At 71.8% G+C, this 22,510-nt stretch carries 16 protein-coding genes; 11 read left to right on the top strand and 5 right to left on the bottom strand.

Annotated elements, in window-relative coordinates; all coding sequences use genetic code 11:
* Positions 1-178 precede the first annotated feature (178 nt).
* Positions 179-2,299, top strand: coding sequence for a DNA gyrase/topoisomerase IV subunit B (locus tag ACZ37P_RS35795; protein ID WP_355338286.1), 2,121 nt, complete (start codon positions 179-181; stop codon positions 2,297-2,299).
* A 19-nt stretch (positions 2,300-2,318) separates the two neighbouring features.
* On the opposite strand, the gene ACZ37P_RS35790 is transcribed toward ACZ37P_RS35795, so the two are convergent.
* Positions 2,319-5,108, bottom strand: a complete 2,790-nt coding sequence (locus ACZ37P_RS35790; RefSeq protein WP_467350594.1) for a hypothetical protein — start codon at positions 5,106-5,108, stop codon at positions 2,319-2,321.
* 347 nt (positions 5,109-5,455) lie between these two features.
* Between ACZ37P_RS35790 and ACZ37P_RS35785 the strand changes: the two genes are divergently transcribed.
* The 5 genes from ACZ37P_RS35785 (at position 5,456) to ACZ37P_RS35765 (ending at position 10,104) form a co-directional block, all read left to right on the top strand.
* A complete protein-coding gene (locus ACZ37P_RS35785; protein ID WP_467350593.1) occupies positions 5,456-5,935 on the top strand; it encodes a DUF1453 domain-containing protein in 480 nt (159 codons plus the stop codon).
* Entirely contained in the window at positions 5,932-7,086 is a 1,155-nt protein-coding gene (locus ACZ37P_RS35780) for a sensor histidine kinase (protein ID WP_467350591.1), read from the top strand. Before ACZ37P_RS35785 ends, ACZ37P_RS35780 begins: the two co-directional genes overlap by 4 nt.
* Positions 7,087-7,136: 50 nt before the next feature.
* Positions 7,137-7,793 carry a response regulator gene (locus tag ACZ37P_RS35775; protein WP_467350654.1) on the top strand — a complete coding sequence of 219 codons (657 nt, stop codon included), beginning with the start codon at positions 7,137-7,139 and terminating at the stop codon, positions 7,791-7,793.
* A gap of 95 nt (positions 7,794-7,888) precedes the next feature.
* Entirely contained in the window at positions 7,889-8,386 is a 498-nt protein-coding gene (locus ACZ37P_RS35770) for a DUF485 domain-containing protein (RefSeq protein ID WP_355338358.1), read from the top strand.
* Positions 8,383-10,104, top strand: a complete 1,722-nt coding sequence (locus ACZ37P_RS35765) for a solute symporter family protein (protein ID WP_355338361.1) — start codon at positions 8,383-8,385, stop codon at positions 10,102-10,104. Before ACZ37P_RS35770 ends, ACZ37P_RS35765 begins: the two co-directional genes overlap by 4 nt.
* A 7-nt stretch (positions 10,105-10,111) precedes the next feature.
* On the opposite strand, the gene ACZ37P_RS35760 is transcribed toward ACZ37P_RS35765, so the two are convergent.
* Complete coding sequence (locus ACZ37P_RS35760) at positions 10,112-10,804, bottom strand: response regulator (protein WP_355338364.1); 693 nt, start codon at positions 10,802-10,804, stop codon at positions 10,112-10,114.
* Entirely contained in the window at positions 10,801-12,483 is a 1,683-nt protein-coding gene (locus ACZ37P_RS35755; RefSeq protein ID WP_467350589.1) for an ATP-binding protein, read from the bottom strand. Before ACZ37P_RS35755 ends, ACZ37P_RS35760 begins: the two co-directional genes overlap by 4 nt.
* A gap of 252 nt (positions 12,484-12,735) precedes the next feature.
* Between ACZ37P_RS35755 and ACZ37P_RS35750 the strand changes: the two genes are divergently transcribed.
* The 3 genes from ACZ37P_RS35750 (at position 12,736) to ACZ37P_RS35740 (ending at position 15,600) form a co-directional block, all read left to right on the top strand.
* Entirely contained in the window at positions 12,736-13,551 is an 816-nt protein-coding gene (locus ACZ37P_RS35750; protein ID WP_355338370.1) for an ABC transporter ATP-binding protein, read from the top strand.
* On the top strand, positions 13,541-14,446 hold the full coding sequence (locus ACZ37P_RS35745) for an ABC transporter permease (protein ID WP_401723839.1): 906 nt from the start codon (positions 13,541-13,543) through the stop codon (positions 14,444-14,446). Before ACZ37P_RS35750 ends, ACZ37P_RS35745 begins: the two co-directional genes overlap by 11 nt.
* 71 nt (positions 14,447-14,517) lie before the next feature.
* Complete coding sequence (locus ACZ37P_RS35740; RefSeq protein ID WP_355338375.1) at positions 14,518-15,600, top strand: ABC transporter substrate-binding protein; 1,083 nt, start codon at positions 14,518-14,520, stop codon at positions 15,598-15,600.
* Positions 15,601-15,705: 105 nt separating this feature from the next.
* Here the strand turns inward: ACZ37P_RS35740 and ACZ37P_RS35735 are convergent, their stop codons facing one another.
* A complete protein-coding gene (locus ACZ37P_RS35735) occupies positions 15,706-16,650 on the bottom strand; it encodes a sucrase ferredoxin (RefSeq protein ID WP_467350586.1) in 945 nt (314 codons plus the stop codon).
* Between the two features lie 144 nt (positions 16,651-16,794).
* The gene (locus ACZ37P_RS35730) at positions 16,795-19,239 is read right to left on the bottom strand and encodes a DNA gyrase/topoisomerase IV subunit A (RefSeq protein WP_355338381.1); all 2,445 of its coding nucleotides are present in this window, start codon (positions 19,237-19,239) and stop codon (positions 16,795-16,797) included.
* A gap of 359 nt (positions 19,240-19,598) precedes the next feature.
* On the opposite strand from ACZ37P_RS35730, the gene ACZ37P_RS35725 reads away from it, so the two are divergent.
* Positions 19,599-20,987 carry a M16 family metallopeptidase gene (locus ACZ37P_RS35725; RefSeq protein ID WP_391048955.1) on the top strand — a complete coding sequence of 463 codons (1,389 nt, stop codon included), beginning with the start codon at positions 19,599-19,601 and terminating at the stop codon, positions 20,985-20,987.
* Positions 20,984-22,369, top strand: coding sequence for a M16 family metallopeptidase (locus tag ACZ37P_RS35720; protein ID WP_355338387.1), 1,386 nt, complete (start codon positions 20,984-20,986; stop codon positions 22,367-22,369). Before ACZ37P_RS35725 ends, ACZ37P_RS35720 begins: the two co-directional genes overlap by 4 nt.
* Positions 22,370-22,510 lie beyond the last annotated feature (141 nt).

Genomic DNA, 22,510 nt, shown 5'->3' with positions numbered 1-22,510 from the left:
TCACTCGCGCGGGTTATCGAACGCATGCTCGAAGAGGGCTAGCATGGAAGCCGGGACGAGGGCCGTGTTGAGGCCCGGATACCGGGTCGCGGCGCTGTCACCCCTCCCGGCATCGGTACCCTCTCACCGACACGGCTGAAAAAAACTTCAGAACATTCCTGATCGAGGAGCTGCCCGCGTGACCGCCGAAACATCCGTGCCGTCCTCTGCGCTGCTGACGGGTGCAGATCGCGACGGCTCCAACTACACCGCGCGGCACCTGCTCGTCCTCGAAGGGCTGGAAGCGGTTCGCAAGCGGCCCGGTATGTACATCGGGTCAACAGACAGTCGCGGTCTGATGCACTGCGTCTGGGAGATCATCGACAACTCCGTCGACGAGGCGCTCGGCGGTCACGGCGACCGCATCGAGGTCATCCTGCACGAGGACGGCTCGGTCGAGGTCCGGGACAACGGCCGCGGCATCCCGGTGGACGTGGAGCCCAAGACGGGCCTGTCCGGCGTCGAGGTCGTCATGACCAAGCTGCACGCCGGCGGGAAGTTCGGCGGCGGCTCGTACGCGGCTTCCGGCGGTCTGCACGGTGTCGGCGCGTCCGTGGTGAACGCGCTGTCGGCCCGGCTGGACGTCGAGGTCGACCGCAACGGCGCCACGCACGCCATCAGCTTCCGCCGCGGGGTCCCCGGGATCTTCACCGAATCCGGCGCGGAGGCGCCCTTCGACCCCGCCAGCGGGCTCACCAAGGCCAAGCGGGTCCCCAAGACCCGCACCGGCACCCGCGTGCGCTACTGGGCCGACCGGCAGATCTTCCTCAAGGACGCCAAGCTCTCCCTGGACCACCTGCACCAGCGCGCCCGCCAGACCGCCTTCCTGGTGCCCGGCCTGACCATCGTGGTGCGCGACGAGCGCGGCATCGAGACCGACAAGCCCGTCGAGGAGGTCTTTCACTTCGACGGCGGCATCAGCGAATTCTGCGAGTTCCTCGCCCCCGACAAGCCGATCTGCGACGTCCTGCGCCTGTCCGGCAGCGGCACCTTCAAGGAGACCGTGCCCGTCCTCGACGACCGCGGCCACATGACCCCCACCGAGGTCACCCGCGAGCTGGGCGTCGACATCGCGCTGCGCTGGGGCACCGGCTACGAGACGACCGCCAGGTCCTTCGTGAACATCATCGCCACCCCCAAGGGCGGCACCCATGTGACCGGATTCGAGCGCTCCGTCACCAAGACGATGAACGAGGTGCTGCGCTCGGCCAAACTGCTGCGCGTCGCCGAGGACGACATCGTCAAGGACGACGCCATGGAGGGCCTGACGTCGGTGATCACCGTGCGTCTGGCCGAGCCACAGTTCGAGGGCCAGACCAAGGAAGTGCTCGGCACCTCCGCCGCAAACCGCATCGTGGCCAATGTCGTCGCCACCGAACTGCGCGAGTTCCTGACCTCCACCAAGCGGGACGCCAAGGCCCAGGCGCGCGCCGTCCTGGAGAAGACCGTCGCCGCCGCCAGGACCCGCATCGCGGCCCGGCAGCACAAAGAGGCGCAGCGCAGGAAGACCGCGCTGGAGACCTCCTCGCTCCCCGCCAAGCTGGCCGACTGCCGCAGCGACGCCGTCGACCGCAGCGAACTGTTCATCGTCGAGGGCGACTCGGCACTGGGCACCGCCAAACTGGCCCGCAACTCCGAGTTCCAGGCGCTGCTGCCGATCCGCGGCAAGATCCTCAACGTCCAGAAGTCGTCCATCTCGGACATGCTCAAGAACGCCGAGTGCGGCGCGATCATCCAGGTCATAGGAGCCGGGTCCGGCCGCACCTTCGACATCGACCAGGCCCGCTACGGCAAGGTCATCTTCCTGGCCGACGCCGATGTCGACGGCGCCCACATCCGCTGCCTCCTGCTCACCCTTTTCCAGCGCTATATGCGTCCGATGGTCGAACAGGGCCGGGTGTTCTCCGCCGTCCCCCCGCTCCACCGCATCGAACTCGTCCAGCCCAAGAAGGGCCAGGACAAGTACGTCTACACCTACTCGGACAACGAGCTGCGCCAGACCCTCCTCGACCTCCAGCGCCGCAACGTCCGCTACAAGGACAGCATCCAGCGCTACAAGGGCCTCGGTGAGATGGACGCCAACCAGTTGGCCGAAACCACCATGGACCCCCGCCACCGCACCCTGCGCCGCATCAACATCAGCGACCTCGAATCCGCCGAGCAGGCCTTCGACCTCCTGATGGGCAACGAGGTCGCCCCCCGCAAGGAGTTCATCACCAACTCCGCCACGACCCTGGACCGGTCGCGGATCGACGTCTGACCTGCGGCCGGGCCGGGCGTCAGGGGGTTGTTGGGTTCTGGAGGGTGCGGCGGAGGCGGGCGGCGGGGGCGGGGCGGTCGGCGGCGGTGAGGAGTTCTATGAGGCGGGAACCGACGCGGTGGTGGAGGGCCGGGCCGCCCTGAGGGGAGATCGCGTAGAGGTCCATGATCTCGGTGGCCTCGTCGAAGAGGGTGAGGGCTTCGTCGAGGCGGGGGTCGGCCGGGGTGACGCGGACTTCCGCGGCGATGAGCAGGGCGCCCGCGAGGCGGTGGAGGGCCAGGGGGTCCTTCTCGGTCATGCGGCGGCAGACCATGACGCACTCGTCGGCTGTGTCGGTGGCCTCGGCGAAGCGGCCCGTGACCATCAGCGCGCCGAGCAGGACGCCGAGAGCCTCGGCCAAGGTGTGCTGTTCGGCGATCGCCTCGCGGGCGCTGACACGGCGGAGGATCGCGACGCTCTCGTAGGCCGCGGTCAGGCTCTCCTCCAGGCGTTGGGCGACGAGCAGGCGTACGGCGAGTCCATTGAGCCCGTCGGCGAGTTCGCGCTCGTAGGCGGCGGGATTGACCCTTGCGAGGTCGCGGTAGAGCTCGACGGCCTCGTGGGCCAGCGGGACGCTGTCGGGATCGCCGACACGTTCGAGGGCGGCGGCCAGGTGATAGAGGGCGTTGGCTAGGGACATGGCGTGGGCGGACGGGTCCTTCGCGTGCAGACGGCGGCGCAGGGCGACGCTCTCCCGGCCGTGTGAGACCGCCGACCGCGGACGGTCGATACGCAGGTGGCACACGCCGAGGGCGGCCAGGGCGGCGGAGAGGTTCGACTCGTGCTTGCCGGGCTCTTCCCCGGCCAGCGCGCGCAGGAGCGTCACGGACTCCTCCAGGGCAGCCGTCGCGTCGTCCCAGCGCTGCGCGTACGACAGATCCCGTCCGATACCGAGCAGGCCGCTCGCCAGGTCGGGGCGGTACTGCTCGTCGTACGCGGCCAGCCTGCGCTGTACGGCGACGGCTTCCTCGGTGGCGGCCAGGGCCTCCGCCCGGCGCCCGACCTCGCCCAGGCGGTCCGCGTACGCCTTGAGGGCGAACGCCAGATTGCCTTCGACCACGGGGACGAGCGAGGGATTGGGGACGCCGTCACGGGCGATGGCCCGGAACTGGGCCAGGACGGCCTCGGATTCGGCCAGCGCCTCCTCCAGCCGACCGGCGTGGTGGAGGCGGACGCCGTGCTCGTGCCGCTCCGCGGCCTGGTCGTTGGGGTTTCTGGCGCGCTCCAGGCGGTGCGGGAGCAGCCGGGTGCTGACGGCGGCGATTCCGGGGTCCAGGTCGGGACTGCGCCGGTTGAACGGCGGGAAGAACATCGCGACGGCTTCGAGGAGTTCGGGGCTGATGTCGTCAAGGGCGGCGAGCGTGGCCAGCGCGGCGCTGCCCCCGACGACGGCGAGTTGAGGGGCCGTGCCGAGCAGCGGGAACAGATGGAGGGGGCCGACGTGGGGCCAGCGCTGGGCGGCGGCGGTCAGAAAGACCACGGCGCGCGGCATCCAGCTTCCGGTGACCGCGTCGCTCACCACGTCGGTGCCGCTGAGCATGGCGCTGACGGTGCGCCCGGCCCAGTCCTGGGCCGGGTAGTCGGCCCTGTGGCCGGGAAGGGTCAGCGCCAGGAAGTCCTCGGCGAGCCGGTCCGGGTACAGCGGTTCCAGGACGGTGTCGCGGTCGGCCTCGGCCGGTGGGTAGCAGACCGCGTGATCCGCGAGGATGCGATCGGCCGGCAGCCGGACCGCGAGGTCGCTGATGGCCACCCGCCCCTCCTCCGGGCTGACCGGCCCGGTGAGCGCCGCGGTGAACACGGTGCGGTTCATGAGCGCGGGCGAGGTGCGGAACGCCGGTGCGGACGGGGCGATCTCGTGATCCGGGTCACCGTACAGCCGCGCCCAGTGCAACTGCTCCCGGTCCAGCAGATAGCTGGACAGGCCCGCGAGGTCGGTGGGCGCGCGCAGCCCGTGGGCGTCGGCGTCCACGGCGACCAGGGCGGCCATGTGCACGGCCAGGGTCAGGCCGAAGGCCGCGTCACCGAGCGGAGCCGGTGCCGCGATGCCGCCGGGGGAGACGCCGTAACGCGCGGCGAAGCTGTCGCGGGCCACGGCGAACATCTCGGACCGCGGGGACGCGGCGGCGCCGTCACCGCCGACCTCGTCGGACAGCGGCGCGAGCCGTTGCAGCGAGGTCCTGGCCTGCTGGTTCGCGAGAGCGGCGCGCACGCTCGGCCAGACCTCGTCGCCGCGGGCGATCAGCAGCACTCGGGCGCCGCGCCCGCTGTCGCGGTGCACCAGCGCGTTGCCGAACAGCCACATGAGATGGGTCAGCGGCCAGCGGTCGGCGTAGTCGACGACCAGCAGCACACCCGCGTCGCCCCGGTCGCGGAGGTCCTGACTGCCAGGAGGCGGCAGCACGCTCCCCGGTCCGTGGGTGGCGGTGACGACCTGCCAGCCCTCGGCCAGCGACTCCTGCGCGAAGCGGTCCGCGAGACGGGTCTTGCCCTGTCCGCCCGGCGCGCACAGCCACTGCACGGCGAGCGGACCGCCGCCGTCGCGCCAGCGCCGTAACGCGGTCAACTCGGCGGTGCGTCCGGTGAACTCCACTACCCGGAAACGCGCGTTGAGCATCCGGCTCGGTACATTCAGCAGAAAGCCGTCGTCCGGCAGGACCGGCGGCTGCCAGCGTTGCAGCAGGTAGACCGGGACGCCGTCGCCGAACACGTGGATGTCCGCGCCCACGACCCCGTAGGCGAAACCGCTCTCGGCGCGTACGGACTGGCTCACGCTCCCGCCTCCCCACCGTGCGGTGTCCGGCGCTCCACGTTCCGCTGGCCGATTTCCGACACGGTGCCCTCCCCGTTGTCCGACGATCCGATCGCCGGTCGCTGGAAAAGCGTACGCAGCGCCGCAGCCCGGACGCAGGGGATCCGCTCACCGGGCGGGCACTCGGACCGGCTCCGGACCGGCGCGTTCGCCCGGAGCACGGGGGCGTTGGTGGAGGGGGCTCCACCCGGGGGTGGAGAGGGAGATTCAACCCCCGGTTTGATCCGCTGAGCTGGGGGTTTCCGTAGATTCTGAGATGTCGGCGAACCCGTCGGCCTCGTGGGAGTCGCTTTACGGAGGCGTCCGTCATGTCCGGTCTGATCGATGCGCTGGTGATCGTGGCGGTCATCGGTGTGGTGGTCACCCGCCAGTTGCGGCCCAGGAAGGTCACGGGCGGTCGGCGGTGGTGGCTGATACCGGCGGTGCTGGTGTTCATGTCGCTGTGGCAGCACGGGCTGATCGACCCGGAGCACCGGCAGACGGCGGTCGCGCTGCTGGCCGTGGAGTTGGTGGTCGCTGTGGGGATGGGGTTGGCATGGGCGTGGACCACGCGGTTGTGGACCGAGAGGGACGGGACGGTCTGGGCGCAGGGAGGGAAGGTCACCGTCGCGGTCTGGGCGGCCGGGGTCGCGGTGCGGATCGGGCTGTACGGGGTGGGCACGGCGATGGGGGTCCACCAGGACAGCGGCTCGTTCCTGATAGCGCTCGCGGCCACGCTGCTGATACGCGCCGGCGTGCTCGCCTGGCGGGCCCAGAGCGTGGCGCCGTCGTACCGTACGGCCTCATGAGCGGTTGGACGTCCTGGCCTTCGAAGGAGGCGCTGTCCCGCGAGAACCGGTCGTCCGCGCGGCGGGCGTTCGGCCGGGGAGTGCGGCTGCTCTTCGCCGCCGCGGCGCTCTGGGGGATCCTGGCCCGCACGGACCTCAACGGGTGGCTGACCGCGGCGTCCGTGCTGGGGCTGGCAGCGGCGGCCGTCGCGGTGTGGGCGTTCTTCCGGTTCACGCTCGAGCACCGGGCGGCGCCGTCCGTCGCACTGATCGCACTGATGCTGGGCGCCGCCTTCGGGCTGCACGCGGTGGGCGCCGATGTGCCCGCGACGCTGCTGTGGTGCGGCTGCGCGGTGCTCGGGATGGAGCGGCTGCCGCTGGCCGCGGCGGCGCCCCTCACCGGTACGGCGCTGGCCGCCTACGCACTGGTCGGCGACTCCGGCGGCTGGCTGGTCACGTCGCTGACGGTGGCGGGGCTGGGGCTGATCGGGTACGTCGTGCGGCTGGACGCCGAGGCGCGGGGGAACACGCAGCGGCTGCTGGTCCAGGAGCGGGCGGCGCGGGCGGCGGAGGCCGAGTCGGCGGCGTTGGCGGAGCGGGCCCGGATCGCACGGGAGATCCACGATGTGCTGGCGCACAGCCTGTCGGCGCAGACGGTGCACCTGGAGGCGACGCGGCTGCTGATCGAGCGGGGCGTCGAGCGGGACGTGGTGCTGGGACGGGTGATCGCGGCCCGGCAGATGGCGCGGGAGGGGCTGGCCGAGACCCGGCAGGCGCTGTCGGCGCTGCGCGGGGAGATGGCACCGGTGGAGGACTTCCTGCGGGAGCTGGTCGCCTCGGAGGGGGCGGACCTGGAGGTGGAAGGGGAGGCGCGGTATCTGCCCGCGGAGGCGGGGTTGGCGGTGCGGCGGGTGGCACAGGAGGCGATGACGAATGTGCGCAAGCACGCGCCGGGGGCGAAGGTCGCGCTGCGGCTGGAGTACCGGAGCGAGGAGGTGGAGTTGGAGTTCCGGGACTTCGGGAGCAGGACGCCTGTGGATAACTCTTTGAGGGCATCCGGATCGGGCTACGGTCTTCTGGGGATGCGGGAGCGCGCGGAGCTGCTGGGCGGCGCGCTCGACGCCGGACCGGCCGAGGAGGGCTTCGTGGTGCGCTTGCGGGTGCCCGCGTGACGCGGGTGGTGGTCGCGGACGACCAGACGGTGGTGCGTGAGGGAATTGTGATGCTGCTGGGGCTGCTGCCCGGCATCGAGGTGGTGGGAGCGGCGGCCGACGGGGAGGAGGCGGTACGGCTGGTGGGGGAACACCGGCCGGAGGTGGTGCTGATGGACCTGCGGATGCCGCGCTGCGACGGGGTGGAGGCCACGCGGCGGATCAGGTCGCGGTATCCGGGGACGCAGGTGGTGGTGCTGACGACGTTCGCGGACGACGGCTCGCTCTTTCCCGCGCTGCGGGCGGGGGCGCGGGGATATCTGACCAAGGACGCGGGAGGGGAGGAGATCGCGCGGGCCATCGCGGAGGTGACGGCCGGGCGGGCGGGGCTGTCGCCCGCGGTGCAGGGCAGGATGCTGGACGCGCTGACCGGGGCGGGCCCCGAGCGGCGGCCGGAGGGACGGGGGAGCGGACCGGGCGGATCGGGCGGGGCGGGAGAGCCGGGCCAAGGGGCGGCGGGACGGGGGGAGTTGCCGGACGGGCTGACGGCCCGGGAGGCGGAAGTGCTGGCCTTGGTGGCCGAAGGGCTGTCCAACGCCGAGATCGCCGCGCGGCTGCACGTGAGCATGGCGACGGTGAAGACGCACATCAACAACCTGTTCGCCAAAACCGGGGCGCGGGACCGCGCACAGGCGGTCGGATATGCCTACCGGCACGGCATCACCTGATGGGGTGAAGGTTTCTACTTGTTCGTTCTGGATCTTCCCGCTCTGTCCATGATTGGGCACATCGGCCGATCGGCCGATGGAACGAGGAGTGTTCGGTGGACAAGCACGACGGGGGCGACCCCGGGGCGCTGCGGGTGAACGACCCGTGGCAGGACGCGGCGGACGCCGGTCTCTGGGTCCCGGATCAGACGGCCCCCGACCCCGCGCCGGGGCGGACCCGGCCCGAGGGCACACCGCAGGCGGGCCAGGACGGACGGCCGGTGGACCGGTCGGCGGTGTATCTGGAGGTGCAGGGCAGCGCGGCGTTCCAGGAGGTGCGCGACCGGTACCGGAGCTTCACCTTCCCGGTGGTGGCGGGCTTCCTGGCCTGGTACCTGCTGTACGTGGTGGCGGCCACCACGGCACCGGGCCTGATGGGACATCAGGTCGCGGGTGACGTGAATGTGGCGATGGTCGCGGGGCTGGCGCAGTTCGCCACGACGTTCCTGCTGACGTGGGCCTACGCCCGGCACGCGCGGCTGCGCAGGGACCGGGCGGCACTCGATCTGCGCTGGACGCTGGCGACCAGGACCGGGCAGGAGCGGGTGCGTTGAACAGCGGTCGGTTCAATGGCGGGTATCTGGCGGATTCGGCCGGGGAACATCAGGGCCTCGCGATCGTGCTGTTCACGATCTTCGTGTCGGTGACGCTGGCGATCACGGCGTGGGCGGGACGGCGGCGGAGCTCGTCGGTGGAGTTCTTCGCCGGGGGTCGGCTGTTCACCCCGATGGAGAACGGCCTGGCCATCGCGGGCGACTACATGTCGGCGGCGTCCTTCCTCGGCATCTCCGGGCTCATCGCGCTCTTCGGGTACGACGGCCTGCTGTACTCGGTCGGGTTCTTCGTCGCGTGGCTCGTGGTCCTCATGCTGGTCGCCGAGTTGGTGCGCAACTGCGGGCGGTACACACTCGCCGATGTGCTCTCCGCGCGGATGAGACAGCGGCCGGTGCGGATCGCGGCGGGCACGTCGTCGGTGGTGGTGTCGATCCTGTACCTGGTGGCGCAGATGGTCGGCGCCGGGAGCCTGGTCGGGTTGCTGCTCGGCGGGCACGGCGCGGCGCGCACCTGGACGGTGGTCGGGGTCGGCGCGCTGATGGTGTTCTACGTGTCCTTCGGCGGGATGCGGGCGACGACGTGGATCCAGATCGTCAAGACGGTGCTGCTGATCGGCGGCACGGTGACGCTCACCGTGATGGTCCTGGTCCGCTTCCACGGCAATCCGGGGAGTCTGCTGCACGCCGCCGCGGCGGGCAGCGGGCACGGCAACGCCTTCCTGGCTCCCGGGCTGAAATACGGCGGGAGTTGGGCGTCGAAGCTGGACTTCATCAGCCTCGGCCTGGCGCTGGTGCTCGGGACGGCGGGCCTGCCGCACATCCTGTCCCGCTTCTACACGGTGCCCACGGCACGCTCCGCGCGGCGGTCGGTGGTCTGGGCGATCGGGCTGATCGGCGCCTTCTACCTGATGACGATCGTGCTCGGTTTCGGAGCGGCGGCGGTCGTCGGCACCGACACCGTCCGCTCGTCCAACGCCGCGGGCAACACCGCGGTGCCGCTGCTCGCCGAGATCCTGGGCGGCGGGGAGGGGACGACAGGGGGCACCGTGCTGTTCGCGGTGGTCGGCGCGGTGGCCTTCGCGACGATCCTGGCCGTGGTCGCGGGCATCACCCTGGCATCGTCGGCCTCGGTGGCCCACGACCTCTACGCCACGCTGCGCCGCCGCCCCGTCGCGGAAACGCAGGCACGGCAGAACAGGCGCGCCAAGCGCGAGGCCGCGGCCCCCGGCACCGCGCGGGTCACCGCCGACGCGGTGGAGGAAGGGGCGATGGAGGAGGACGAGGTGCGGGTGGCCAGATTCGCGGCCGTCGGGATCGGCGCCGTCGCCATCGGGCTCAGCCTCTTCGCGCAGGACCAGAACATCGCCTTCCTGGTCGGCCTCGCCTTCGCCGTCGCCGCGTCCGCGAATCTGCCCGCCCTGCTCTACTCCCTGTTCTGGCACCGGTTCACCACTCGCGGCGCGGTCTGGTCGATCTACGGCGGCCTCGTACCGGCCCTGCTCCTGGTGGTGTTCTCGCCCGTCATCTCCGGCAGGCCCGACGCGCTCTTCCCCGGCGTCGACTTCCACCTCTTCCCGCTGGAGAACCCGGGCCTGATCTCCATCCCGCTCGGCTTCCTCGCGGGCTGGCTCGGCACCCTGCTGTCGCCGGAGGAGGCGGACGCGGGGAAGTACGCGGAGACGGAGGTGCGTTCGCTCACCGGCGCCGGGGCCGCGTAACGGCGGTTCAGCCGGTGGCGGCCCAGGCGTAGCGGTGTTCGGGACGGCCCGTGTCGCCGTATTTGAGGGTGAGGCTCAACCGCCCCGCCTGCTCCAGGTACTTCAGGTAGCGCTGGGCGGTGGAGCGGCTGAGCCCGGCGCGTTCGGCGACCTCGTGGGCGGACAGCGGGCGACCCGCCTCGTGCAGGACGCGGCGGATCAGGTCGGCGGTCGGCGCGGAGTGCCCCTTGGGCAGTTCGGCCGAGGACGCGCCCGCCGTACGCAGGGCGCCGAAGATCCGGTCGACCTGCTCCTGCCCGGCCTCGCCGCGCCCGCCCACCCCCTCCAGGGTTCGGCGCAGCGCCGCGTAACCGTCCAGCTTGGCCCGCAGACCGGCGAAGCTGAACGGCTTCACCAGGTACTGCAACGCGCCGAGCCGCATCGCCGCCTGCACGGTGGCGACATCACGCGCCGCCGTCACCATGATCACGTCCGCGTGGTGCCCGTGCTGCCGCATCCGGCGGACCAGCGTCAGACCCGTCTCGTCCGGCAGGTAGTGGTCGAGCAGCACCAGGTCGATCCGGGTGCGCTCCAGCACCGACAGCGCGTGCGCCGCGGTGTGGGCCCGCCCGGCCACCCGGAAGCCCGGCACCTTGCCCACATAGGCCGAGTTGATCTCCGCCACCCGGAAGTCGTCGTCCACCACCAGTACGTCGATCATCGCGCCGCCTCCCCAGCCGCGGAAAGCACTCCTCCGGCCAGCGCCCCACCGGCCAGCACTCCTCCGGCCAGCGCCTCGGGCAGCACCACCGTGAACACCGCGCCACCGCCCGCCCGCGCCGTCACCCGCGCCAGACCCCCGTACCGCTCGGCGAGCCTGCGCACCAGCGCGAGGCCCAGACCGCGCCCCCGGTGCGGCGGACGTTCCTTCGTCGACCAGCCCTCGGTGAAGATCAGTTCGCGCGCCTCCGGCGGCACTCCCGGCCCCGTGTCCGACACCCGCAGCAGCAGGGTCGTGTCGTCCTCGGCGCGCAGTTCGACCTCCACGAAAGGCGCGGCGGACATCGCCGGGGACACGCGGTGCCCGGCGGCGGCGTCCAGCGCGTTGTCGATGAGATTGCCCAGCACCGTCACCAGATCGCGCGGGTCCACCACCCGGTCGGGCAGCAGCGTGCTCTGCGCGACCCGCAGCGACACCCCGCGCTCCGCCGCGATGGCGGCCTTGCCGACCAGCAGCGCCGACACCAGCGGATCGTGCACCCGGTCCGCGATCACCTCGGCCGACGCCCGATGGGTGTCGGCGACCTCCGCGACATAGCCCACCGCCTCCTCGTGCAGGCCCAGTTCCAGCAGCCCCAGCACGGTGTGCAGCCGGTTGGCGTGCTCGTGGTCCTGGGCGCGCAGCGCGTCCAGCAGCCCGTGGGTGGAGTCCAGTTCGCGGCCGAGCAGCTCCAGCTCCGTACGGTCCCGCAGCGTCACCACGGCCCCGCCGTCACCGGTCGGCATCCGGTTGGCGACCAGTACCCGGCCGCCGCTGACCGTCAGCAGATCCGCGCCCTCGACCCGCCCCGCCAGCACGTCCGTCGTACGGCCAGGCGGCAGCAGCTCGTCCAGCGGCCGCCCGGTGGCCTCGCCGTCACCGGCGCCGTCGAGCCCGAGCAGCCGCTGCGCCTCGTCGTTGACCAGCCGCACCCGCCCCTGCCGGTCCAGTGCGACCACACCCTCGCGGACGCCGTGCAGCATCGCCTCCCGCTCGTCGAGCAGCGCCGATATGTCGGCGAAGGCCAGCCCGTGCGTCGCCCGCTGCAACCGCCGCGAACCCCACACCGCCGCCAGCACGCCCACGCCCAGCGCCGCGCCCGCGTACATCAGCAGACCCGGCACCAGGCCGATCGCCCGGTTGAGGATGCCGTCGTACCTGATGCCCACCGACACCGCGCCCACGATCCGGTGGGAGGAGTCGTACAGCGGCACCTTGCCGCGGGTGCTGCGCCCCAGCGTGCCGCGGTCGATCTGCATGATCTCGTCACCGGCCAGCGCCACGCTGGGATCGGTCGAGACGGGTTCGCCGATCCGCTTGGGGTCGGTGTGCGACCACCGGATGCCGTGGGTGTCCATCACCACGATGTAGAGGGCCTTCGTGGCGATCCTGACCCGTTCCGCCTCCGCCTGCACCGGGCCGTCCGGCGTCGGCCGGGACGAGACCACGGCCCGCGCGACCTCGGGATCGACGGCCACGGTCTCCGCGATGGCCAGCGCCCTGTGCATCGCCTCTTCGTCGAGCTGGTGGCTGAGCGGCGCCAGGAAGAGTCCGGTGGCGAGCGCCGTGACGCCCGCCGTGATCGCCAGTTGCACCAACAGGACCTGCGCCGAGACACGGCGCGGCCATCCGATCCGCATCGTGGGGCTCCTCCGCATTCCAACCGGTCCGCCGACAGTCGCGGCGGCCGACCCGCGTCCCCACCCCACGCGTACGTCGACAGCCCTGTCGTCAACGCAAGGTAAACCCCGCGGAGCCGGATGGGCAGACTCCGTTTCGCTTTCGTTGTGCGCGGGCGAGCAAAACGAGCAGAAGACCGGCTTGCGCGCAGAAGGCTCCTTGCGCCCACAAGACTGCCGCCGCCGCGGTGGTCGCTCCTAGCCTCCACCGCCATGAGCAGCGAAACGAGCCCCGCCATCGAGCTGCGGGGGGCGAGCAAGGCGTTCAGGACCCCGTCCGGCGCCCTGCACACCGCCGTGAGAGACCTGGACCTGACCGTGGAACGCGGTGAGTTCGTCGCGGTCGTCGGACCGACCGGCTGCGGCAAATCGACGACGCTGACCCTGGTCAGCGGCCTGGAGGAGCCCACGGAAGGCGAGGTGCTGGTCTCGGGAGAGGCCGTGAACGGCATCAACCCCGGCGTCGGCTTCGTCTTCCAGCAGGACGCCGTCTTCCCCTGGCGGACCGTGCTGTCCAACGTCATGGCCGGGCCGCGCTTCCGCGGTGTCGGCAAGGCCGAGGCCAAGGAGCGGGCCCGCGACTGGCTGGCCCGCGTGGGCCTGACCGCCTTCGAGGACCGCTATCCGCACCAGCTCTCCGGCGGCCAGCGCAAGCGCGTCGCGCTCGCCGCGACCTTCGTCAACGACCCCGACATCCTGCTGATGGACGAGCCGTTCTCCGCGCTCGACGTGCAGACCAGGGCCCTGATGTCCGACGAACTCCTGGAGCTGTGGTCCGGTACCGGGTCCTCGGTGGTGTTCGTCACCCACGACCTGGAGGAGTCCATCGCACTGGCCGACAAGGTCGTCGTGATGACCGCGGGGCCCGCCACCGTCAAGGAGGTCTTCACGATCGACCTGCCGCGGCCCCGCAAGGTCGAGGAGGTCAGGCTCCAGCCGCGCTTCGTGGAGATCTACCGCGAGATCTGGTCGTCGCTGGGCGAAGAGGTCCGCATCACCCGCGAGAGGAGCGTCGGACATGCCGCCTGAGTCCGCAGCCCCGGCCGCCCCCCGGACCGGGGCCGCTCCCGAGGACGCCGTCCCGGCCGGGCCCGGCGCCGGCACCCAGCGCACCAAGGCCCGCGCCCGCGCCGTCCGCAACCGCACCCTCCTGGTGTACGCCAGCCGCCTCGCCGTCCTCGTCCTCGTGCTCGGCCTGTGGGAGTGGTCGGCCCGCACCGGGGTCATCGACCCGTTCAACTTCTCCATGCCGTCCAAGATCTGGGACCAGATCCGGCAGTGGACGATGCACGGCACGCCGCAGGGCCCCCTGGGCGAGCAGATCTGGTACACGCTCTACGAGGCGCTGTACGGCTGGGTCATCGGCGTCGCCGGCGGTGTGGTGCTGGGCATCGCGCTCGGCCGGATCCCCTTCCTCTCGGACGTCTTCGGCCCGTACGTGAAGGTGCTCAACGCGATGCCGCGCATCGTGCTGGCGCCGATCTTCCTCATCTGGTTCGGCCTCGGTCCGGCCTCCAAGGTGGCCTCCGCCGTCGTCCTGGTCTTCTTCCCGGTGTTCTTCAACGCCTTCCAGGGGGCCCGCGAGGTCGACCGCAATCTGGTCGCCAACGCCCGCGTCCTCGGCGCGAGCAACCGCCGCGTCACCCTCCAGGTGGTGATCCCGGCCGCCACGTCGTGGATCTTCACCAGCCTGCACGTCAGCTTCGGCTTCGCCCTGATCGGCGCGATCGTCGGCGAGTACATCGGCGCGACCAAGGGCATCGGCCTGCTGGTCTCCGCCTCGCAGGGCACCTTCAACGCCGCCGGTGTCTACGCGGCCATGGTGATCCTCGCCGTCGTCGCCCTCATCGCCGAGGGCCTGCTGACCTACCTGGAGAAGCGGCTCTTCCGCTGGAAGCCCGCCCAGCCCGGCGCCGAACGCTGAGCCGCGGTCGCCCTCCCCGAAATCCCGCGCCCCCCCGCGCGCCCACCCTCCGCTCTCACAAGGACGTGACCATGCGCCAGTACGCCAAGCTCCCGGCATTCGCCCTCGCCGGAGCCCTCGCCCTCACCACACTCACCGCCTGTGCCAACGACGCCGCGTCCGGCTCCGGCTCCGGCTCGGATTCCACCGGGGACGCGGGCTCCACGGCCCCGGCGGCCAAGAACGCCGAGAAGGTCAAGATCATGGTCGGCGGCCTGGACAAGGTCATCTACATGCCCGCCATGCTCACCCAGAGACTCGGCTTCTTCCAGGCCGAGGGCCTCGACGTGACGCTGCTGAGCGAACCGGCCGGTGTGCAGGCCACCACGGCGCTGGTCTCCGGTGACGTGCAGGGCGCCGTCGGCTTCTACGACCACACCCTCGACCTCCAGACCAAGAACAAGATGATCGAGTCCGTCGTGCAGTTCGCACAGGCCCCCGGTGAGGTCGAGGTGGTCTCCACCAAGGCCGCGGGCGACATCACCTCCGCCAAGGACTTCAAGGGCAAGAAGCTCGGTGTGACCGGCCTCGGCTCGTCCACCGACTTCCTCACCAAGTACCTCGCGGTGCACAACGGCCTCAAGGTCAGCGACTTCACGCCCGTCACCGTCGGCGCTGGCCAGACCTTCATCGCCGCCCTCCAACAGGGCTCCATCCAGGCCGGTATGACCACCGACCCGACCGTCGCGCAGATCCTCGACAAGGGCATCGGCAAGGTGCTGTACGACATGCGCACGCCCGAGGGCTCGCGGGAGGCGCTCGGCGGCCTCTACCCGTCCTCCAGCCTCTACATGAACACCGACTGGGTGAACGGCCACAAGGAGACCGTGCAGAAGCTGGCCAACGCCTTCGTGAAGACCCTCAAGTGGATGTCCACGCACACCCCCGAGGAGATCGCCGCGAAGATGCCCTCCGACTACGCGCAGGGCGGCGCCAAGCTGTACGCCGACTCCATCAAGGCCACGCTGCCGATGTTCACCACCGACGGCGTGATGCCCCCCGACGGCCCGGCCACCGTGGAGGCGGTCCTGAAGTCCTTCAACCCGAACCTCAAGGGCAAGAAGGTCGACCTGGAGAAGACCTACACCACGGAGTTCGTCAAGAACGTCAAGTAGCGCCCGGTCATGTAGCGCCCGGTCATGTAGCGCCTGCTCACATAACGCCTGCTCATGTAGCGCCTGCTCACGTAGCGCCTCGCCGTGAGCGCCCGGCGAAGAGCCCTACGGCGCGCGGCCCCCGGCCACCCGCTCGATCCCCGTGACCTCCATCCGGGCGGGTGTGCCGAGGGCCGCGCCGCAGCTCTCCGGGCGCGGCGGCAGCGACGCGACCTGCGCCACCGTCACCTCCCAGACCCGCCCGTCGACGTGCGCCACCCGCACCGCCCAGGCGCCGTCGCCGTCGCCCGAGGGCGCCGGGTCCGTACGCTCCACGGCCTCCACGACCACGGCCGCCGTACGGTCCTCACCGGTCAGCTCCCGTACGGCCAGATCCGCCGCCTGTCCGGGACGGTCCCACGCCGAGCGGCCCCGGCAGCCGTCCAGCACCATTCGCCCGGAGCGCGCCGCCTCCAGTACGTCCTTCGCGTGGTGCGCGTCCACCCGGCCGTACGTGTAGCCGTAGGGCAGGACGAGCATGGTCGGCGCGAAACGGTGTCCGCCGAGGTGGGTGACCTCCCAGACCTCGCTGCCGCCCGAGGCGGTCAGCTCCGCGGCGAGGGGCCGGCCGCGCACCGCGCAGCAGCGGTCCCGCTTGCCGTTGGTGCACACCAGGGCGAGGGGCGCGCCGTCGTACGCGTCGCCGAATCCGTTGTGCGCGCCCGCGCCCAGCGCGGTGAAGTCCAGCGCGGTCAGCTCCGCCGGGTCGGCGACCTCGGCGGTACGGACCCAGGAGGCGCCCGGCGCGGTGTGCGCGAGGTAGACCCGGTGCCGACGCGGAAGGTGCAGGTCGGCGTGTCTGCCGGGGCGGCGGATCAGGGCGACGCGGGTGCCGGTGCCGTCGGCGAGCCGTTCCAGTTGGCGGCCGGTCGCCGGGTCCAGCCGGCTCGCCCCCAGCGCCTTCGCCCCCCACGGGCCCGGCTGCTCGATCAGCAGCCACGTCCGTGCGGTGGCCGCGGTGGCGGCCACCGGTTCGGCGAGGGACGCCGAGGCGCTGGTGCAGGTGCTCACCCGGCTGAGCCTATTGCCTCCCGGCGGCGCCCGATTCCCGGGGCGCGGCGGCCCCCGCCACCGCGCCCGTATCCAGCGACCTGTACGACAGCCTGTACGACAAGCCGCACGCGCCCGTACGACCGGCCCGCGTACGGCCCGGCGCTACACCGGTCCCGCCACCACCGCGACCGGCTTGACCAGCGGCACACCCGAGCCGTCGCGGCGCGGGTCCTTCGGCGGCAGCTCGGCGGGCGTGCCGGTGGGCGTGGCGGCGCGGGCGGGCGCGGGACCCGCCCAGGCCAGCGCGAGACCGACCTCACCGCGCAGGAACCGCTGGCAGCGCACACCGCCGGTGGCGCGCCCCTTGCGCGGATACTGCTCGAACGGCGTCAGCTTCGCGGTGCCCTCGGTCGTGTCGTCCAGCGTGCCCTCGGCGCGCGCGACGGTGAACACCACCGCGTCCACGGCGGGATCGACGGCGGTGAAGGAGATCACCTTGGCGCCGTCGGCGAGCTTGACGCCCGCCATGCCGCCCGCGGGCCGCCCCTGCGGGCGTACCTGCGCGGCCGGGTAACGCAGCAGTTGCGCGTCGTCGGTGATGAAGACCAGGTCCTCCTCGCCGGTGCGCAGCTCCATCGCGCCGACCACCCGGTCACCGTCCTTGAGGCCGATGACCTCCAAGTCGTCCTTGTTCGACGGGTAGTCGGGCACGACGCGCTTGACGACGCCCTGTTCGGTGCCGAGCGCGAGGCCGGGCGAGGACTCGTCGAGCGTGGTCAGGCACAGCACCCGCTCGCCGTCCTCCAGGGTGAGGAACTCCGACAGCGCGGCGCCGCCCGCCAGCGACGGCGCCCCGGCCGTGTCCGGCAGCATCGGCAGGTCGATCACGGTCAGCCGCAGCAGCCGCCCGGCGGACGTCACCGCGCCGATGTCGGCGCGCGCCGTGGTCGGCACCGCCGAGACGATCACATCGTGCTTGGCGCGCTTGGCACCGCCGTCGCTGAAGTCCTCGCCGTTGGTCGTACGGGCCAGCAGCCCGGTCGAGGAGAGCAGCACACGGCACGGATCGTCGGCCACTTCGAGCGGCACCGAGGACAGCGGCGCGCCCGCCGACTCCAGCAGGACCGTACGGCGCTCGGTGCCGTACTGCTTGGCGACCGCGGCCAGTTCGGCCGAGACCAGCTTGCGCAGCTCCGCGTCCGAGTCGAGGATCCGGGTCAGCTCGGCGATCTCCGCGTTCAGCCGGTCGCGCTCGGACTCCAGCTCGATCCGGTCGAAGCGGGTGAGGCGGCGCAGCGGGGTGTCCAGGATGTACTGCGTCTGGATCTCGGAGAGCCCGAAGCGCTCCATCAGGCTTTCCTTGGCCGCCGACGAGTTGTCGCTGGCCCGGATGATCGCGATGACCTCGTCGATGTCGATGAGGGCCACCAGCAGACCGTCCACCAGGTGCAGCCGGTCGCGGCGCTTGGTGCGGCGGAATTCGCTGCGGCGGCGGACGACCTCGAAGCGGTGGTCGACGTACACCTGGAGCAGTTCGCGCAGGCCCAGGGTGAGCGGCTGCCCGTCCACCAGGCACACGTTGTTGATGCCGAAGGAGTCCTCCATCGGCGTCAGCTTGTAGAGCTGCTCCAGGACGGCCTCGGGGTTGAAGCCGTTCTTGATCTCGATGACCAGCCGCAGGCCGTGCTCGCGGTCGGTGAGGTCCTTGACGTCCGCGATGCCCTGGAGCTTCTTCGCGTTGACCATGTCCTTGATCTTCGCGATCACCTTCTCCGGGCCGACCGTGAAGGGCAGTTCGGTGACGACCAGGCCCTTGCGGCGCGGCGTCACGTCGTCCACCGCGACCGTCGCGCGGATCTTGAAGGTGCCCCGGCCCGACTCGTACGCGTCCCGGATGCCCGTCAGTCCGATGATCCGGCCGCCGGTCGGCAGGTCGGGGCCGGGCACGAAGCGCATCAGTGTGTCGAGGTCGGCGTTCGGGTGCCTGATGAGGTGGCGCGCGGCGGCGATGACCTCGCCCAGATTGTGCGGCGGCATGTTGGTGGCCATGCCGACGGCGATCCCGGAGGCGCCGTTGACCAGCAGGTTGGGGTACGCCGACGGCAGGACCGCGGGCTCCTGCTCCTGGCCGTCGTAGTTGGGGGCGAAGTCGACGGTGTCCTCGTCGATCGACTCCACCATGAGCTGGGCCGGGCCGGACATCCGGGCCTCGGTGTAACGCATCGCCGCGGGCAGGTCGTCCAGCGAGCCGAAGTTGCCGTGTCCGTCGACCAGCGGGAGCCGCTGCGAGAACGGCTGGGCCATCCGCACCATGGCGTCGTAGATCGACGCGTCCCCGTGCGGGTGAAGCTTGCCCATCACCTCGCCGACCACGCGGGCACACTTGACGAAGCCGCGGTCGGGCCGCAGCCCCATCTCGTTCATCTGGTACACGATGCGGCGGTGTACCGGCTTCATCCCGTCACGGGCGTCGGGAAGCGCCCGCGAGTAGATCACCGAGTAGGCGTACTCGAGGTAGGAGGCCTGCATCTCGTCCACGACGTCGATGTCGAGGATGCGCTCCTCGAAATCGTCGGGCGGCGGGGTCTTCGCGGTGCGGCGGGCCATCTCGGCGGCTGCTCCTTCATCTGGACGGGCGGACAGGCGATCGGTCGGGCGGTCGGGCGGTGGCCGGTCGGACGATCGGACGGGCGATCAGCCGAACGAACGGACGATCGGACGAGCGATCAGTCGAGCGGTCGGACGGGCACAAGGCTCGGGTGGGACGCCGACCATTGTGGACCGCACTACCGACATCGCGGACCACCACCCGGTACGAGCGTGCCGTGGACGGCACGTTCACCCACGACGCGGCGGGCACGTTCACCCACGGCGTGACCGGGAACTTCGCGGACGGTCGGCTCCCTTGCCTAGAGTGGCAGCACTCTACGCAGTCACGCAGCAGCGACCGGAAGGACAGCTTGCCCATGGGTCACACGGCCACGCCGGAGGCACACTCCAGCGGCCTGACAGCCACCGAGCACCGCCTGGCGAACGGCCTGCGGGTGGTGCTCTCCGAGGACCACCTCACTCCGGTCGCGGCCGTCTGCCTCTGGTACGACGTCGGTTCCCGCCACGAGGTCAAGGGCCGTACCGGCCTCGCCCACCTCTTCGAGCACCTGATGTTCCAGGGCTCTGCCAGCGTCAAGGGCAACGGGCACTTCGAACTGGTGCAGGGCGCGGGCGGCTCGCTGAACGGCACCACCAGCTTCGAGCGCACCAATTACTTCGAGACCATGCCCGCCCACCAGGTCGAACTGGCCCTGTGGCTGGAGGCCGACCGGATGGGCAGCCTGCTCACCGCGCTCGACCTGGAGAGCCTGGACAACCAGCGCGACGTGGTGAAGAACGAGCGCCGCCAGCGGTACGACAACGTCCCCTACGGCACGGCCTTCGAGCGGCTGACCGCGCTGGCCTACCCCGAGGGGCACCCGTACCACCACACGCCGATCGGCTCGATGGCCGACCTGGACGCGGCGTCGCTGGAGGACGCGCAGGCGTTCTTCCGTACGTACTACGCGCCCGGCAACGCGGTGCTGGCCGTGGTCGGCGACATCGACCCCGAGCAGACGCTGGCGTGGGTCGAGAAGTACTTCGGCAGTATCCCCGCCCACGACGGCAAGCCCGCACCGCGCGACGGCTCGCTGCCCGAGGTGATGGGCGGCCAGCTCCGCGAGGTGATCGAGGAGGACGTGCCCTCGCGCGCGCTGATGGCGGCCTACCGGCTGCCGGAGGACGGCACCGCCGACGGCGACGCGGCCGACCTGGCGCTGACCATGCTCGGCGGCGGCGAGTCGTCCCGGCTGCACAACCGACTGGTACGGCGCGACCGCAGCGCCGTCGCCGCGGGCTTCGGCCTGCTGCGCCTCGCGGGCGCGCCGTCGCTCGGGTGGCTGGACATCAAGGCGTCCAGCGGGGTCGAACTGAGCACCATCGAGGCCGCGGTGGACGAGGAGCTGGCCCGCTTCGCCCAGGAGGGCCCCAGCCCCGAGGAGATGGAGCGCGCCCAGGCGCAGATCGAGCGCGAGTGGCTCGACCGGCTCGCCACCGTGGGCGGCCGGGCCGACGAACTGTGCCGTTACGCGGTGCTGTTCGGCGACCCGCAGCTCGCCCTCACCGCCGTCCAGCGGGTGCTGGCCGTCACCCCCGAGCAGGTGCGGGCCGTGGCCGCCGCGCGGCTGCGCCCCGACAACCGCGCGGTCCTCGTCTACGAGCCCACCGGCGGCGACGCGGCGGAGGACGCCACCGACGAAGCGACCGACGACGCCACTGACGAAGCGACCGACGAAGCCACCGAGCAGGAGGGCGAGCTGTGAGCGAGACCGCGGCCGTCATGACGTTCCACCCGCAGCCGCAGGCCGGGGAGCCCCGGCCGTGGGCGTTCCCCGCCCCCGACCGCGGCACCCTGGGCAACGGTCTGACGGTGCTGACCAGCCACCGCCCGGGACAGCAGGTCGTCGCCGTCGAGGTGCTGCTCGACGCGCCGCTGGACGCCGAGCCCGAGGGTCTGGACGGCGTCGGCACCATCATGGCCAGGGCGCTGTCGGAGGGCACGGAGCAGCACACCGCCGAGGAGTTCGCGGCCGAGCTGGAGCGCTGCGGCGCCACGCTGGACGCGCACGCCGACCACCCCGGTGTGCGGGTCTCCCTCGAAGTGCCCGCCTCCCGGCTCGACAAGGCGCTCGCCCTGCTCGCGGAGGCGCTGCTGACCCCGGCCTTCCCCGAGGACGAGATCAAGCGCCTGGTCGCCAACCGGCTCGACGAGATCCCGCACGAGCTGGCCAACCCCGCCCGCAGGGCCGCGATGGCGCTGTCCAAGGAGCTGTTCGCACCGGAGCTGCGCTGCTCCCGGCCGCGCCAGGGCACCGAGGAGACCGTCCGCAGGATCGACGCGGCGGCCGTACGCGCCTTCTACCGGGCCCATGTCCGCCCGTCCACCGCGACCGCCGTGGTGGTCGGCGACCTCACCGGCATCGACCTGCCGCGGCTGCTCGACGACACCCTGGGCGGCTGGAGCGGCTCGGCCGCCAAGCCCCGCCCGCGCCCGGCGATCACCTCGGACGACACCGCGCGCGTGGTCATCGTGGACCGGCCGGGCGCGGTGCAGACCCAGCTCCTCATCGGCCGTACCGGCGCCGACCGGCACGACCCGGTGTGGGCGGCCCGCGTGATCGGCACCTACTGCCTGGGCGGCACCCTGACCTCCCGCCTGGACCGCGTGCTGCGCGAGGAGAAGGGCTACACCTACGGCGTACGCGCCTTCGGACAGGTGCTGCTCGGCTCCGCCGACGGTACGGGCGCCGCGCTGCTGGGCATCAGCGGCTCGGTGGCCACCGAGGTCACCGGGCCCGCGCTCGCCGACACCTGGCAGGTCATCAGGACGCTCGGCGAGGGCGGCCTGACCGACGAGGAGCGGGACGTCGCCGTACAGAATCTGGTCGGTGTGGCACCGCTGCGCTACGAGACGTCGGCGGCCGTCGCGGCCACGCTGACCGACCAGGTCGAGCAGCAGCTCCCGGACGACTACCAGGCCGAGCTCTACGCGCGGCTGGCGGCCACGGGCACGGTGGAGGCGACCGCCGCGGTCGTCAACGCCTTCCCGCTCGACCGGCTCGTGGTGGTCCTGGTCGGGGACGCGTCCGTCATCGCCGGGCCGGTGGGCGAGTTGGGCATCGGACCGGTGAACATCATCACGTAGCACCGGACGGTCGGACCCGCGTCACGCGGGTCACGCACCACCCGGGGGGGGGGGGGGGGAGCGCGCGCGGGCCCCCTGCCAGGGGAACCCGGCAAGCCCCCTCGGGTAGGGGGGTTTTGGGGTTTTTTCCCCCCCGTTGGG

It is taken from the genome of Streptomyces sp. NPDC024632 (genome assembly GCF_055559175.1).
Note: the sequence above shows the minus strand (reverse complement) of the source record. Positions and strands in the feature narration are given on the sequence as shown.